This is a genomic window from Amycolatopsis cynarae (assembly GCF_026802195.1).
Taxonomy (GTDB): Bacteria; Actinomycetota; Actinomycetes; order Mycobacteriales; family Pseudonocardiaceae; genus Amycolatopsis_E; species Amycolatopsis_E rhizosphaerae.
The window spans coordinates 7,042,600-7,056,783 of the sequence record NZ_CP113836.1; the positions used below are offsets into that span (position 1 = coordinate 7,042,600).

Sequence of the window (14,184 nt, forward strand, 5' to 3'; positions counted from 1 at the left end):
ACGGGCTGGCGAGGCTGGTCCGGCACACGGGCATGGACCTCCTTGGGTGGCGAGATGACGCTCGATGCCAGTCACGGGCGGGGCAGGCTCGCTGTCGCCCTCCGGCGCGCCAAACGGACGTATGACTTCGATGTCTGGTCAGGCGAAGCCGAACAGCAGGAGCAGCCGGGCGGCCTCGGTGGCCTAACCCCGTCGGGGTGGCGAGTCGCCTCGGGATCGCTGGCGAAAGCATGCACCGAAGGCTCATCCGAGGCGGCGAAGTCGCGCAGCGAAAGCCGTTCGCCCGTCGGATGAATCCCGTCGTGCTCGTGTTCCTCCGGCATGAAACGGGCGGCCGGGCAGGAAGACCAACCACGTTCCCCAGCCGTCCGGGGTTGCGGGTGCGGCCTGGATGGATTAGACCGGCATGCCATGGACGCGGCACGACTCGCGATGGAGGAACGGGCGGACCTCGCCGCGTTCCTGGAATCCCTTTCTCCTGAGCAGTGGGAGTCCCCGACGCTGTGTGCGGGGTGGCGGGTCAGGGACGTGGTGGCGCATGTGATCAGCTATGAGGGGCTGGGATTCCGGGATGTGCTGTCCCGGTTCGTGCGGGGCCGGTTCCGGCCGGACCGGGTCAACGACCTCGTCCTGGCCGAGTACGGGGACCACGGTCCGGAAGAAATCCTCGCCCTGCTGCGGGCGCGCCTTCGGCCACGCGGTTTGACGGCGGCGTTCGGCGGGATGATCGCGCTGGTCGACTGCGTCATCCACCACCAGGACATCCGCCGCCCGCTCGGCCTGCCGCGCAGCGTTCCCGAAGAGCGGCTGCGTCCGGCCCTTCGCGGCGCGCTCGGCGCACCGGTCATCCGGGGCTTCTCGCGTACCCGCGGCTTGCGGCTCGTCGCCACGGATCTGGACTGGTCCCTGGGGCGCGGACCCGAGGTGCGAGGCACGGCGGAGGCCCTGTTGATGGCGATCGCCGGGCGACGCGGGGTGGTCGCGGAGTTGAGCGGGCCCGGACAGCCGGTCTTCGCCCGCCGGGTCGGGGGCTGAAACCGGGTTACGAAGCCATCGGCTTCCGGGCCATCAGGTACGCCTGCGGCGTCTTCTCGGGCTTGGCGGCGGCTCTGACCAGGCGGGCATCCACGGTGAGACCGGCTTCCCCCACCAGTTCGGAGATCTTCTCCGGCGGAAGACGGTAGGCGTCGAGGGAGATCCGGTGGCCGTAGGCATCCCGCAGGTGGGCCCGTTCGTCGCCGACCTGGAAGGCGAGCAGCAGCGGGGCACCGGGCATCAGCACGCGGTGGAACTCGGCGAAGACCCCCGGCAGCAGCTCCGGCGGCGTGTGGATGATCGAGTACCAGGCGAGCGCGCCGGCCAGGGATTCGTCCGCCAGTTCCAGCGCGGTGATGGTGCCTTCTTCGAATCTCAGGTGCGGATGGGTCCGCCGGGCCACCGAGATCATTTCCGGCGACAGGTCGATGCCGAAGGCGTCCAGTCCCAGCGAATCCAGATGGGCCGTCACCCGGCCGGGCCCGCAGCCGAGGTCGGCGACGGGACCGTTCCCGACCGCGCGCACGAGTCCGGCGAACACGCCGAGCATCGCGAGGTCGTACGGCTTCCTGGCCAGTTCGTCCTTGAGGAGTTCGGCGTAGTCGGCGGCGACGGTGTCGTAGGCGGTGCGGGTGGTCCGCAGGAAGGACGGCTCGGTCACGCCGAAACCGTACCGAGCGGTCAGGACGGGGGCGTCCAGCCACCGCGAAGCAGGATCTCGTCGATGACGGGACGTTTCGCCTCGGCATAGAAATTGACGTCCCGCCATTCGCGCTGGGCCAGACGCCGTTTCGTCGCGGCGTACAGTTCACGGTCCGCGTCGTCGGCTCGCAGCCGGTCGCGGAACAGCAGGTACCGGCGCACTTCCTCGTCGTCCGGCGCGCACGCGCAGGTCGTACCCGGCCGCCTCCAGATCGGGCAGGTAGGCGCCTTCGTCGTCGGGATCGTCGATGCCGACGACGATGTCGACGATCGGTTTCGCGATCAGGCCCGGGACCGAAGTGGAACCGATGTGCTCAATGAGCCGGGCCCGTTCGCCCAGTATCGCGCGGAGTTCCGCCGCGCGGGCTTCGAAACGCGCGGGCCACGCGGGGTCGTACTCGGCGAGCACGATCCGTGCCGGGCGGAGCCCGTGTACGAGGATGGCGGCGAGTTTCTCTTCCGAGAGTGGTTCGGACATGGCTGCGGCCTCCCAGTCGGCAGCAGGCCAACGTAACGCCCGCGCCGGACACCGGCCAAGTTCTTTACCCCCGGTCCTCCGGCGGCGGGGTTTCCGGTTCGGCCGGACGCCGCCGGGCCACCTGCACGGCGGCGACGATCAACCTGGCCACGACGCCGACGACGACCAGGCCGCCGAGCATCTGGATGGTCGCGATGATCCGCGCCCCCTCGCTGACCGGGGCGATGTCGCCGAGGCCGACGGTGGCGAACACGGTCACCGTGAAGTAGAGCGAATCAAATCGGGTGATGTGTTCGGTGAAGCTGCCCGGCAGGTTGTGCTGGATGACCACGTAGCTCGCGGCGAACAGCACGAGGAACAGGGGAAGGCCGATGGCGGCCGCCTCGACGGCCCGCAGCCGGGGCGCGCTGGAGCGCACGATCGCCCAGAGCTGGAAGACGATGACCGAGGCGAAGAGCATCAGCGCGACCACGAACTTCGCCCACGCGACCGGGCCGAGCTTCTCGTCCAGCGGCGCCACGAAGTAGCTGACCAGCAGCAGGCCGTCCGCCGCGAAGGCCCGGTACAGCGACGCGAGCGCCTGCCGCCGGCGCACGCCCTGCGACTGCTCCCCCGCCATCGCCCCTCCGTTCTCCCCCAGCCCCGAACCGACGCGGCTACTCGACGGTCACGCTCTTCGCCAGGTTCCGGGGCTTGTCGATGTCCCGCCCCAGATGGCGGGCCAGGTGGTAGGCGAACAGCTGCAGCGGGACGGTGAACAGGATCGGGTCGAGTTCCGGTTCGCCGCGCGGAACCCGGATGAGTGAGTCGGCGAGGCCCTCGGGCAGCTCCGCGTTGGTAAGCGCGATCACCGGGCCGCCGCGCGCCTTGATCTGTTCGATGGTGGCGATGTTCTTCGCCAGCAGTTCGTCGTCGGGGACCACCACCACGGACGGCATCGCCGGGTCGATCAGGGCGAGCGGCCCGTGTTTGAGTTCACCCGCCTGGTAGGCCTCGGCGTGCACGTAGGAGATCTCCTTCAGCTTCTGCGCGCCTTCCCGCGCCACCGGCCAGCCCCGCACGCGGCCGACGAAGAACATCCGCTCGGCGTTGCTGTGCTCCTTGGCCACCTCGGAGATCGTGTTCTCGTCGGAGAGCACGGCGGTGATCTGGTCCGGCAGGGCCTGCAGCGCCTCGACGATCCGCGCACCGTCCGAAACGGACAGATCGCGGACCCGGCCGAGTGACAGCGCCAGCATCGCGAAGCAGACCACCATGTTGGTGTAGGCCTTCGTGGAGGCCACCGACACCTCGGGGCCGGCGTGCAGGAAGACACCGCTTCCGCAGGCACGCGCGATGGCGCTGCCGACGCTGTTCACCGCGCCGATCACCCGGCCGCCCTTGCGGCACAGCTCCTGCACGGCGGCGAGGGTGTCGGCGGTTTCACCGGACTGGCTGACGGCGACGTAGAGGGTGTCCTCCTCGACCACCGGATTGCGATACCGCAGTTCGGAGGCGGGTTCGGCGTCGGCGGGCAGGCGTGCCCACTCCTCGACCAGGTTCGCGCCGATCTGCCCCGCGTAGTAGGCCGAGCCGCAGCCGATGAACTTGACCCGCCGGATGCCGCGCATCGCGCGCGGGTCCAGGTTCAGGCCGCCGAGCCGGGCGGTGCCGAAACGTTCGTCGAGCCGTCCCGCCAGTGCCCGGCGGACCGCCTCCGGCTGTTCCCGGATCTCCTTGTGCATGAAGTTCGCGTACTCGCCCAGTTGGTAGTCCGAGTCCTCGAGGTCCACCGTGGTCGGGGTTTTCGCGGTGCGCCGCGCCTGCAGCGTGCTGGTGACGTAGCCGTCCCGCGAGATCGTGGCGAGTTCACCGTCGTCGAGGTAGACGACCCGGTGCGTGTAGCGGACGAGTGCGGCGACGTCGGAGGCGACGAACATCTCGCCGTCGCCGAGCCCGAGCACGATGGGGCTGCCGTTGCGGGCGACCACCAGCTGCCCGGGGTTGTGCGTGTCGAGCACGACGAGACCGTAGGCGCCGTTGACACCCCGCAACGTGGCGCGCACCGCCTCTTCGAGGGAAGGCGCGCCTTCCTCCAGCGCCGAGGCGACGAGGTGCGCCAGCGCCTCGGTGTCGGTTTCCGAGGCGAAGTCCACCCCCTTCGCGGTCAGCTTGGCGCGCAGGAGATCGGCGTTTTCGATGATCCCGTTGTGCACCACCGCGATCCGTTTCGCGGTGTCCACATGCGGGTGGGCGTTCGCGTCCGTGGGTTCGCCGTGCGTCGCCCAGCGCGTGTGGGCGATGCCGACCGTGCCCGGCTGGTCCGGTTCGACCAGTTCGCGAAGCTCGTCGACGCGCACCGCCGCCTTGGTCAGTCTCAGTCTGCCCCGGTGCACGACGGCCAGCCCGGCGGAGTCGTAGCCGCGGTATTCCAGCCGGTGCAGTCCCTCCAACAGGACGGGGGTGGCGGCTCGCGCCCCGATGTACCCCACGATTCCGCACATACGCTGTTCTCTCCTTCAGCCGTAGACGATGCGCCGCAACTGGCGTTCACTCAGCGGGGCGGCGCCGAGGGGCCGCCCCTTCAGTTCGGCGGCGATCAGCCGCCAGATCTCGGCGTTCTTGCGGCCACGCCTCCGCAGTTCGGCGTGACGGCGGCGGACGAACTCTTCGGCGGTCTCGCCGAAGTACGCGATGACGTCCGCGATCACCCGCTCGGCGACCTCCATCGGAAGGCCGGTGGAGGTCGCGACGTGGCGGACCAGTTGCTGATCCATCTCCTGAAAGTGGCAGCACGACGGCGCTGGAGCAAGTTTTCTGCCCGATTTCGGGCACAAAACACGGGTACCCCTGCCCGGAGGCCGAGCAGGGGTACGGAGATCGGCCGAGTTCACTCGGCGCGCTGGAACTCCGGCGCGGGCAGTCCACCGTCCCCTCCGCGGTCCGGTGCGGAGGCCGCTTTCCGGCGGCGCGCCAGCCTCCGGTTCACCGCGAAAACGATCTTCGCGGTGGTGCGGACGACCATCGTGCTGATACCGACCCACGGGACGAGCAGGATGATCACCGACACGACCGCGAGCAGCACTCCGCTCACGCTGCCGTTGTCGAACGCCGCCAGCCCCTCCCGGTAGTACACGCTCATGCTCTGCACGGCGGTACGGAAGTAGCCGGGCACGAAGATCGCGAGATTGACCAGCGCGAGGACCAGGGCGGGCACCACGAGCGAGACCCAGGCGGTGATCACGATCCTGGTCTTCCTGCGCAGGTTCGTGACGGCCCGCTCGGGCGGCTTCCGCAGCAGCGAATGCCGGATGATCGGCCGGATCTGCTCGAACAGGTTCGGCACCCCGACCAGGTCGCCCAGGATGTAGTAGCCGTCCATCCGGACCAGCGGCAGCAACTGCTGCATCATCTGGATGTGGACCATCACGATGATGGCCGGCAGTGCGGGGAACCCGGTCCACAGGCAGAGCGCACCGAGGAACACCGCGAAGATCGCGTTGAAGTAGATACCGCCGAGGTCGGTCCGCAGGCGTCCTCGCCGGTCCAGGCGGTAGGCGTCGTTGACGTTGGTGTAGAACGCCGGGACCACGATCAGGACACCCACCCCGATCTGGGCCGGTTTCCCGCCGCCGTAGTGGCATCCGGCGGCATGCCCGAACTCGTGGAACACGGATCCCGCGATCACCACGCCCATGATCGTCAGCATCAGCCCCGGTGAGCCGACGGACAGGTGGATGGAGGCACCGACGCGGCCGGTGGCCAGCAGCCAGACGTCCATGGCCAGCAGCGCCGCGAGGACGAGCACGATCACCGGCGGGCGGAACATCGGGGCGAAGAAGGCGGCGACGCGGCGGACCATCCACCCGGGCATGAGCACGAACCTCAGGCTCAGCGCGAGCAGCGGGTTCGCCTTCGGAGCGGGAGCGTCCGGGATGCCCATCGTCGCCAGGCCCAGCGGCCGCAGCTTGTTCTCGACCAGGTAGCGGACCGCGTCGGCGTTCAGCTCCGCGCCGTAGTGGCGGCTCGCCTCCTCCGCGACCTGTTCCAGCGAGCGCTTGCCGTCCAGCGCGGAGGCCACGGCGTTGAGCATCCGGGAGATCAGGACCATCTGGCCGTCGCCGCGCGAGACCAGGTAGCGGGGCTCGTCGTAGCCGCCGCCTTCGTAGACACCCAGCAGTGCGGTCCCCGGGGTGAGGGAGGGGGCGTCGTCGGGCGGTTCGGGTTCCCGTGTCGGCCACGCCGCCTGTCGGGGCAGGGGCACGGTGTCGGCCGCGAAGGAGTTTCGCAGCTGACTCGGTTGCGTCATCGAGGTTTCCTCCTGAAGTTGTGGATGGCAGGCGGGACCGGCGCCGGTCCCGCGGACCGGCGCGGCCACCAGTAGGCATCGGGAACGTCACCATGCCGTCACCAGCGGGAGGGTCCCGACGCGAAACCGCCCCGCCCGGAAGTGACGGGCGGGGCGGCTTGCCTGCGGTGCGGTGTCAGTGGCGGACGACGGCACCGAGCAGTTGGCCGGCGCCCGCCTTGGCGTCGCCGAACAGGCTCAGCGCCAAGGCGAGGTTGACACCGACGACGGTGTTGATGGTCAGCAGCGCCTCCCGGGTCGGAAGCACCTCAGCGGTCTCCTCGGCGAGACGGGCGATTTCTGCAGAGCGGGGGTCGTACACGGAAAGAACCTCCTTGGTTGGCGTTTCGGGGGGTGCCGGCCGGTCAGCGCGAGGGCGGCCGGCCGGCAGCCCGCGATCAGCTCGGGGTTAGTTGTCAGTCGTCGAAGAAGTCGCCACGGCCGAAGCCGTCGGCACCCTGGAGCTGGACAATGGTCTGGTTGGCGTTGGCGAACGCGTCGCCACACCTGCCGCCGATCGCCACGGCCTGGTTGAAGGCGTTGATCGTGGCGTGCCCGGCGCCGTGGCGGCGGAGACCAAACGTGCCCAGCGCCTCCCGAGCCGTCAGCAGCTCGGCGTCCTGCATCGACAGCTCCTGGATCGACACTTCACTCATTTTGTGTTCTCTCCTCTCGAGGTGTTTCCTCAGGTGCCCGAACCGTGGTCCGTGCACGACACCAGTAGGCCGGTGCACAGTCACCGCACCGTCACCTTTTGAAGGAGGAACACCGAGTCGCCCCATCCGAGTGAACGATTCGGATGGGGCGACGATGGCCGCCGAGGTCTCGCATCAGAGGCCGATGGTGGGGAGGGAGAGGCTGGCGCCGAGCGTGATCCCGAGGGCGACGCTGGCGGTGAGGCCGGCGTCGACGGTGCTCAGGGCTTCACGACTGGGCAGCAGCTCCACCTGCTCCTGCTCGAAGCGGGTGGTCGAGTGGTTGTCCATCACAAGAACTCCTTGATCCCTTCTGGAGGGGGTGGGTCGCCGGCCGTGTTTCACTTCACGGCCGACGACCTCTGTCGACGATCAGGATCAGTAGTCGTCGCCCGCGTCGGACATGTGGCCGGCGCCGGTGCCGCCGCCGCCGAGCAGCACGACGCTCGTCTGGCTGGCGTTCGCGCTGGCGTCGCCAGCCCCCTGCGGAACTGCGACAGCGGCGTTGATGGTGGTGATGATGTTGTTGAACGAGTTGACCTGCAGGGCCTCGCGGACGGGCAGCACCTCGATGTCCTGGGCGGACAGCTCCTGCGTCGATACCCTCATTTGGTTCTCCTCTCGGGGGTTATTTGTCTTGCTCACGGTGCTTGGACCGCGACCGAAAGTTAGGCCCCGTTCCGTCACCGACTCGTCACGGAGCGATAACGGCGGGGGCCTTCGGGTCCCGGCAGCCACATTGCCCCCACTCGAATCCCTTGTTGTAGCAGGGGTTTTGACCCTTCAGGGGAGTCTTCTCGGTTGCAGCCGGAACCCGGGTTTGGTTGTCTGATCAACCACATGGGTGCTCTCCGGGAGCAGCCGCCCCTGTGGGGAGCCGACTGATTGCAGGCCGATGGCCCGCCGGGTTAGTGTGAGGACGAAAGTTGCTTCGCCGACCGATTCCCTGGTCTCCCAAGGAATTTCGGCGAGAGTAGCCGTCCTGGACCTTGACGGGCGGTCCGGTGGGAACAAGCAGAAGCGCCGGGCGAACGGACGGCCTTTCGCACGCCGGGCCCTCTCGCCTGCCGATCCCCGAGACAAAACGGCTGTTTCAGTGTCAGTGACTTGTGACTGTGGCGCGGCGATCCGGCTCAACCGACCCGATCGCGACGTCGTCCCGCCCGCGGCGCGGTGAACCAGGCACAAGCCGATACGGAAGGAAGACGATGACGAGGATTCCCAGCCAGCGCGGTGCGCGGCTGAGACCCGACGGGCCAGAGGGCGGGTACCAGCTGACACTCCTCGGCGGATTCTCCCTGCGGCACGACGGCGTCGAGATCGAACTGGCGCCCAGCGCGCAGCGGCTGCTCGCCTTCCTCGCGCTGCACCGCCGCCATCCCCGCGGTTACGTGGCGAGCATGCTGTGGCCGGAGTACCCGCAGGAGCAGGCGCTCGCGAGCCTCAGGACAGCGCTGTGGCGCGTGCGGACGCGGGCGGCGGGCACCCTGTCCTCGACCCGGCACGACCTCGATCTGGACCTCGACGTCCTGGTCGACGTGCACCGGCTCGCCGAGGTGGCCAACAATGTGATCGACTCGGTGGGCGAGGACCGGCCGCTGGTCGACGCCTACACGGTGCGGGGGATCCTGACCGCGCCCGGGGAACTGCTGCCCGGCTGGTACGACGACTGGGTGCTGACCGAACGGGAGCAGACCAGGCTCCTGCACGTGCGGGCGCTGGAGGCACTGGCCGACCAGTTGCTCAACCACCATCGGCCCAGTTCGGCGGTGCACGCGGCGCTCACCGCCACCACGCTCGAACCGTTCCGGGACAGCGCGCACGCGGCCGTCCTGCGGGCGTACCTGAGCGAGGGGAACACCACCGAGGCGATCCGCCATTTCCAGCACTACCGCTCCATGCTGCACCGGGAGCTGGGGGTGGAACCGTCGCCGGCACTGTACAAGCTGGTGCGACCGCACCTGAGCGGGATCGTCGGCTGACACTCCCCGCGGACACGAAGGAGCCCCGCACGGCCAGGCCGTGCGGGGCTCCTTCGTGTGCGGCTCAGCCGCCGGAGTGCATCATGTCGGCCCCGGCGGGCACCGACGGATCGTCGGGGTCGTCCAGCCAGCCGTGCGGAAGGGTCACCTTGCCCGGCGAGCCCTGGCGGCCGCGTGGCCCCTCGGCGGCCTCGGGGAACGGGGCTTCGTGATCCAGTTGGCCGATCAGCTCGTCCAGCTCCGCCGGGGAGGACACCATCGCGAAGCGGCGACGCAGTTCGGAGCCCACCGGGAAGCCCATGAAGTACCAGGCCATGTGCTTGCGCAGGTCACGCATGGCCTTGCCGGGGCCGTCGTGCTCGACGAGCAGTTCGGCATGCCGCCGCAGCACACGGGCGACCTCGCCGAGGTTTGGCCCCTTCGGGATCTCACGCCCGGCGAACGCGGCCTCCAGTTCGCCGAACAGCCAGGGGCGGCCCAGGCAGCCCCGGCCGACGACAACCCCGTCGCAACCGGTCTCGGCGACCATCCGAAGCGCGTCGTCCGCGGTGAAGACGTCGCCGTTGCCCAGCACCGGGATGGTGGTGACGGCCTCCTTCAGCTTCGCGATGTAGCTCCAGTCCGCTTGGCCGGAGTAGCGCTGGGCCGCGGTGCGGGCGTGCAGGGACACCGCCGCCGCCCCCTCGGCCTCCGCGATGCGCCCGGCGTCGAGGTAGGTGTGGTGCTCGTCATCGATGCCGATGCGGAACTTCGCGGTCACCGGGACACCGGCGGGCGCGGCCGCCTCGACGCAGGCCGAGATGATGTTGGCGAACAGCCTGCGCTTGTACGGCAGGGCCGCGCCGCCGCCCTTGCGGCAGACCTTGGCCACCGGACAACCCCAGTTGGTGTCGATGTGATCGGCGAGCCCCTCGCCGACGATGATCTTCACGGCCTCGCTCATCGTCTTCGGGTCGACCCCGTAGAGCTGCATCGACCGGGGATGCTCCTGCTCGTCGAAGGTCATCATGTGCAGGGTCCCGGGGTGCCGCTCGACCACGGCGCGGGCCGTGATCATCTCGCACACGTACAACCCGGCGCCGTACTCACGGCACAGCCTGCGGAAGGCCACGTTCGTGATTCCCGCCATCGGAGCCAGCACGACGGGGGTGTCGACCTGGTAGGGGCCGATCTTGAGGGCCGGTTTCGACAGGGTGGCAGTCACCGCTCCAGGCTAGCTGGCCTGCACCGGACGCGAGTCGCGGCCGCCCTGCCGGGCTCTCGGCGGCGACGAGAAATCCACAGTGGACAACGCTGCCGGGCGCGCCGCGGTCTTCTACCCTGAACGGGGTGACCGGCGAGGACGAGGAAACGCCGAACCAGCGGCTGGCCCGCAATGTCAGCGAGTTGCTCAGCGAACTCCGCGTGGCGCAGGCCGGGGTGCAGATCCTGTTCGGGTTCCTGCTGGCGGTCGTGTTCACCGCCCAGTTCCGGCAGGCCAGCGGGATCGAAAAGGGGATGCACCTGGTCGCCGTGATCCTCGCGGCGACCTCGACGGCCCTGCTCACCGCGCCAGCGGCCTGGCACCGGATGCTGTTCCGCGGCGGGTTCCGGCTGGAGATCGTGGAGGCGGGCAACCGCGCGGTGCTGGCCGGGCTGGTCTGTCTTGCGGCCGCGGTGGTCGACACCGTCGCCCTGATCGCGAAGGTGGTGTACGGGCCGATCGCGATGATCGTGGTGGGCGGCCTGGGCGCACTGGTGTTCGTGCTGCTCTGGTTCGTCGTCCCCTCGCTCATCGCGCGGCGCTGACCCCAATATCCGCTTTCCGCCTCCGGAGTGTGCCCGGATGGATACACTGGCGGTCTCTCACACCATTCCCGGAGGTCTCGTTGACCCGGCTCACCGCTTTTCTCGCCTGGTCCACCCAGGCAGGTTCACCGGACGCGGTGCAGAAGGCCCTGTCGGTGATGAAGGCCAAGCTCGCCGAACACGGGTTCGACTATTACGACTGGAACGAGAACCAGAGCGTCAACAAGGACATCGGCGCGAAGGTCAGCGACGAGCTGCTGAAATCGGATCTGGTCATCCTGGAGGGCAGCAAGCAGCGTCCGAACCTCGCCTACGAGGCCGGTTTCACGCACGCGCTGCGCCTGCCGCTGGTGGTGGTCAAGCAGGCGGGGTCCGAGCGGCTGCCGGAGAACTTCGGTGAGCCGGACTACCTGGCGTACCCGAGCGACGCGGGCGACGAGGACGGGTTCGCCGCCTTCGAAGCGCGGTTCACCGACTGGCTCGGCAAGCTCGTCCTCACCACGCTCTCGCCCGGCCAGCGGTCCGCCCGGCGCGGCCGCAACGCGCTGAACGAGCAGATCAACAAGTTCATCGACGGCTACACCGAGGAGCACGCGAGCCTGCACCTGCTGGGCGGCTGGGCGGACGCGCTGGCGCTCGAGCTCGACTCGGGTGGTGCGTCACAACTGGTCGTCGACGCCGACTACTACCTGCCCAGCTTCTCCAGCCTGCGCGGCTGGGACGGCGGTCAGATCCGGGCGATCGCCGACCTCACCGACGAAACCGAGCAGTTCTGGACGCCCGATCACCCCGAGGAGATGACCGCGAACGTCAGCGAGCGCATCTTCCTCATCGACTGGTCGTGGTTCTTCGAAAACGAGGACAAGCTGGCCCGCCACATCGACCTGTGGCGCCGGCACCAGGCCCGGCATCGCACCGGCCCGTACGAGATCTTCATCGCGGCGAGGGAAGAGCTGCGGCCGGGCGAGGTGCACCCGATGGGCCCGGGTGCGGTCGGGCACCACCTGCTGCTGCTCGACCCGGACCTGATCGGCGGGTACCGGCCCAATCCCGGCCGGATCGACGGCCGCCAGCTCGTCATCGAGCGCAACACACTGCGCTATGCCAGCGCGACCCAGTTCTACGACTCGATCAAGTCCCGCGCGGTGCGGTTCGAGCCCAGCATGAAGGTGGTCGACCTGCGCCGGGCCTGGCTGGCCAGGACCGGGGTCGGGCACTGGGACGAGGACTGGACCAGCGAGACCGAATTCCGCTCGCCCGACTACTTCGACCTCTACGAGCGGCACATCCGGTGCTGGATCCCGCGCTACGCCCAGCTCATCCGCGACTGCGCGGCCACCGTGTTCCGGGAGATCCTGCGGATCTACGCGGACAGCATGCGCTCGGTGGACGTGCTGGAGCTCGGGTACGGCACCGGGCGGCTCACCAGCGAGATCGTGCCCTGGATCCGCAACATCAACCGGCCGTTCTACGAGCTGGAGCACCACGGCCCGGTCCGGCAGTACCGCGGGGTGGACCGGGCCGAGCAGATGGTCGAGTACGCGCGCGAGATGCTGCGGCCGGAACAGCAGCCCGGGCTGGACATGCGGCTCGTGCGCGGCACCGCCTGGGAGGACATCGACGGGCGCTACGACGTGGTGTTCGGTTCGCTGGTGATGCACTTCCTGATCGGGCCGGATCCCACGGACGAGACGCTGGACGAGTTCTTCGCCAACTCCGCCGAGCACACCACCGAGGACGGGACGCTGATCTTCGCGGACGTGTTCGGTGTCAACGGGGACCGGCGGGGCGCCTCGGCGATGGAGAAGTGGCGGGAGTGGATGATCCGCTACGGCCTCGCCGAAGAGGAGGTCGACGGCTACATGGCGGGTAACACCGACATGACCAGTGCCGCGCCGGTGTCGCTGTTGCGCAAGGCCGCCGAGGCGCACGGGTTCCGCACCCGGGTCAAGGTGGTGGGGGCGCCGACCCTGCCCTTCCGCATCGTGGTGTTTCAGAAGGAACGCTCGGTGCCGTGAGCCGACCGGGCTCCCGCAAAGTACGCCAGCGCCTGGGCACGGGCGACCAGGCGGACGGATTCGGCCGGTGGCAGGAACTCCGGGTGGTGCAGGGGCCGTGGGCGGAAACCGGGCGCGTCCCGCAGGCCCACGAAGGCCATCAGCGCCGGTCCGAGCCGGTTCAGGTGCGCGAAGTCGTCGCCGCCGCAGGAGCGCCATGGCGGAGCGACGCGCAGCCCGGCCGCCGGGGCCAGCTCCGCCGCCAGCCGTGCCAGGGTTTCGTCGTTGACCAGCGGCGGGTCGCTCTTGGTGAACCGCACGGTGGCGGTGCACCCGTGTGCCGCGGCCACACCCTCCACAGTGGACACGAACGCGGTGCGGAGCGCGGCCTGGTCGGCGGCGTCGAGCGCGCGCAGGGTCGCCCAGGCGCGGGCCTGCGCGGGGATGACGTTTTCCGCGGTGCCCGCTTCGAGCCTGCCGACGGTGAGCGTCGCCGCGTGCGTGGGATCGATGCGCCGGCCCACCAGGCCGTGCAGTGCCACCACGGTCTGGGCCAGTGCCAGCACCGGATCGGTGGCCAGATGGGGGTAGGCGCCGTGACCGCCTTCCCCGGTCACCACGATCTCCGCGGCGTCCGCCGCCGCGTTCACCGCGCCCGGTTCCACCCCGACGGATCCCCAGGCGATCAACGGGTGCAGGTGGGCCGCCACCACCGCGTCGAACCCTTGTGCCAGCTCGGAGTCGGCCAGCAGCGCGACCGCGCCGGAGGGGTGGCGTTCCTCGCTCGGCTGGCACACCGCGACGAACGGCGCGGGCAGCTCGTCGCGCAGGAGGTGAGCGGCGCGGGTCAGCGCGACCAGGGCCGCGAGGTGCACGTCGTGCCCGCAGGCGTGCATGCACCCGTTGGCCGAGGCGAACGGGGCGCCGGTCTCCTCCGGCACAGCCAGGCCGTCCAGTTCCGCGCGGACGAGCACGCCGCGCGGCCCGCCGATCCGGGCCAGCAGGCCGGTTTTCGCCACCCGGGTGCACTCGACCGGCATCGCCTCGGCGACCAGCTCGGCGGTGCGGAATTCGGAGAAACCGGTTTCCGGGACGGCGTGCAGCCGCTCCCGGAGGGCGATCGCGGCCGGGATTTCGAGGTCGACGAGCCGGAGAAGCCGTTCCAGACTGGGCACCGCTC

The 14,184-nt window shown here is 69.5% G+C and carries 16 protein-coding genes and 1 pseudogene; 5 read left to right on the forward strand and 12 right to left on the reverse strand.

What is annotated here, in order from left to right:
* Positions 1-54 precede the first annotated feature (54 nt).
* On the forward strand, positions 55-294 hold the full coding sequence (locus ORV05_RS36565; RefSeq protein ID WP_407652640.1) for a hypothetical protein: 240 nt from the start codon (positions 55-57) through the stop codon (positions 292-294).
* A 117-nt stretch (positions 295-411) separates the two neighbouring features.
* Positions 412-1,035 carry a maleylpyruvate isomerase family mycothiol-dependent enzyme gene (locus ORV05_RS34145; protein ID WP_268755987.1) on the forward strand — a complete coding sequence of 208 codons (624 nt, stop codon included), beginning with the start codon at positions 412-414 and terminating at the stop codon, positions 1,033-1,035.
* 7 nt (positions 1,036-1,042) lie between these two features.
* Here the strand turns inward: ORV05_RS34145 and ORV05_RS34150 are convergent, their stop codons facing one another.
* The 10 genes and pseudogenes from ORV05_RS34150 to ORV05_RS34195 form a co-directional block, all read right to left on the reverse strand.
* Positions 1,043-1,696 (reverse strand): class I SAM-dependent DNA methyltransferase, encoded by a 654-nt coding sequence (locus ORV05_RS34150; RefSeq protein ID WP_268755988.1) that lies wholly within the window; start codon positions 1,694-1,696, stop codon positions 1,043-1,045.
* A gap of 20 nt (positions 1,697-1,716) precedes the next feature.
* Positions 1,717-2,215, reverse strand: a pseudogene (locus tag ORV05_RS34155) (GrpB family protein).
* A gap of 64 nt (positions 2,216-2,279) precedes the next feature.
* A complete protein-coding gene (locus ORV05_RS34160) occupies positions 2,280-2,834 on the reverse strand; it encodes a potassium channel family protein (RefSeq protein ID WP_268755989.1) in 555 nt (184 codons plus the stop codon).
* A 37-nt stretch (positions 2,835-2,871) separates the two neighbouring features.
* The gene (gene glmS / locus ORV05_RS34165) at positions 2,872-4,698 is read right to left on the reverse strand and encodes a glutamine--fructose-6-phosphate transaminase (isomerizing) (RefSeq protein ID WP_268755990.1); all 1,827 of its coding nucleotides are present in this window, start codon (positions 4,696-4,698) and stop codon (positions 2,872-2,874) included.
* A 15-nt stretch (positions 4,699-4,713) separates the two neighbouring features.
* A complete protein-coding gene (locus tag ORV05_RS34170; RefSeq protein WP_268755991.1) occupies positions 4,714-4,971 on the reverse strand; it encodes a hypothetical protein in 258 nt (85 codons plus the stop codon).
* Between the two features lie 113 nt (positions 4,972-5,084).
* Complete coding sequence (locus ORV05_RS34175; protein ID WP_268755992.1) at positions 5,085-6,503, reverse strand: hypothetical protein; 1,419 nt, start codon at positions 6,501-6,503, stop codon at positions 5,085-5,087.
* 175 nt (positions 6,504-6,678) lie between these two features.
* A complete protein-coding gene (locus ORV05_RS34180; protein WP_268755993.1) occupies positions 6,679-6,864 on the reverse strand; it encodes a hypothetical protein in 186 nt (61 codons plus the stop codon).
* Between the two features lie 94 nt (positions 6,865-6,958).
* Complete coding sequence (locus ORV05_RS34185) at positions 6,959-7,198, reverse strand: hypothetical protein (protein ID WP_268755994.1); 240 nt, start codon at positions 7,196-7,198, stop codon at positions 6,959-6,961.
* Between the two features lie 174 nt (positions 7,199-7,372).
* Positions 7,373-7,528, reverse strand: coding sequence for a hypothetical protein (locus ORV05_RS34190; RefSeq protein WP_268755995.1), 156 nt, complete (start codon positions 7,526-7,528; stop codon positions 7,373-7,375).
* Positions 7,529-7,615: 87 nt separating this feature from the next.
* Positions 7,616-7,846 carry a hypothetical protein gene (locus ORV05_RS34195; protein ID WP_268755996.1) on the reverse strand — a complete coding sequence of 77 codons (231 nt, stop codon included), beginning with the start codon at positions 7,844-7,846 and terminating at the stop codon, positions 7,616-7,618.
* Positions 7,847-8,445: 599 nt separating this feature from the next.
* On the opposite strand from ORV05_RS34195, the gene ORV05_RS34200 reads away from it, so the two are divergent.
* Positions 8,446-9,219 carry an AfsR/SARP family transcriptional regulator gene (locus ORV05_RS34200; protein ID WP_268755997.1) on the forward strand — a complete coding sequence of 258 codons (774 nt, stop codon included), beginning with the start codon at positions 8,446-8,448 and terminating at the stop codon, positions 9,217-9,219.
* Positions 9,220-9,283: 64 nt separating this feature from the next.
* Here the strand turns inward: ORV05_RS34200 and dusB are convergent, their stop codons facing one another.
* On the reverse strand, positions 9,284-10,423 hold the full coding sequence (gene dusB, locus ORV05_RS34205) for a tRNA dihydrouridine synthase DusB (protein ID WP_268755998.1): 1,140 nt from the start codon (positions 10,421-10,423) through the stop codon (positions 9,284-9,286).
* A gap of 125 nt (positions 10,424-10,548) precedes the next feature.
* Here dusB and ORV05_RS34210 point away from each other — a divergent pair, with 125 nt between their 5' ends.
* Complete coding sequence (locus ORV05_RS34210; protein WP_268755999.1) at positions 10,549-11,007, forward strand: DUF6328 family protein; 459 nt, start codon at positions 10,549-10,551, stop codon at positions 11,005-11,007.
* A gap of 80 nt (positions 11,008-11,087) precedes the next feature.
* Positions 11,088-13,025 (forward strand): class I SAM-dependent methyltransferase, encoded by a 1,938-nt coding sequence (locus ORV05_RS34215; protein ID WP_268756000.1) that lies wholly within the window; start codon positions 11,088-11,090, stop codon positions 13,023-13,025.
* On the opposite strand, the gene ORV05_RS34220 is transcribed toward ORV05_RS34215, so the two are convergent.
* Positions 13,001-14,179: a M20 metallopeptidase family protein gene (locus ORV05_RS34220; protein WP_268756001.1), complete on the reverse strand. Its 1,179-nt coding sequence runs from the start codon at positions 14,177-14,179 to the stop codon at positions 13,001-13,003. The genes ORV05_RS34215 and ORV05_RS34220 overlap by 25 nt on opposite strands.
* Positions 14,180-14,184: the final 5 nt, after the last annotated feature.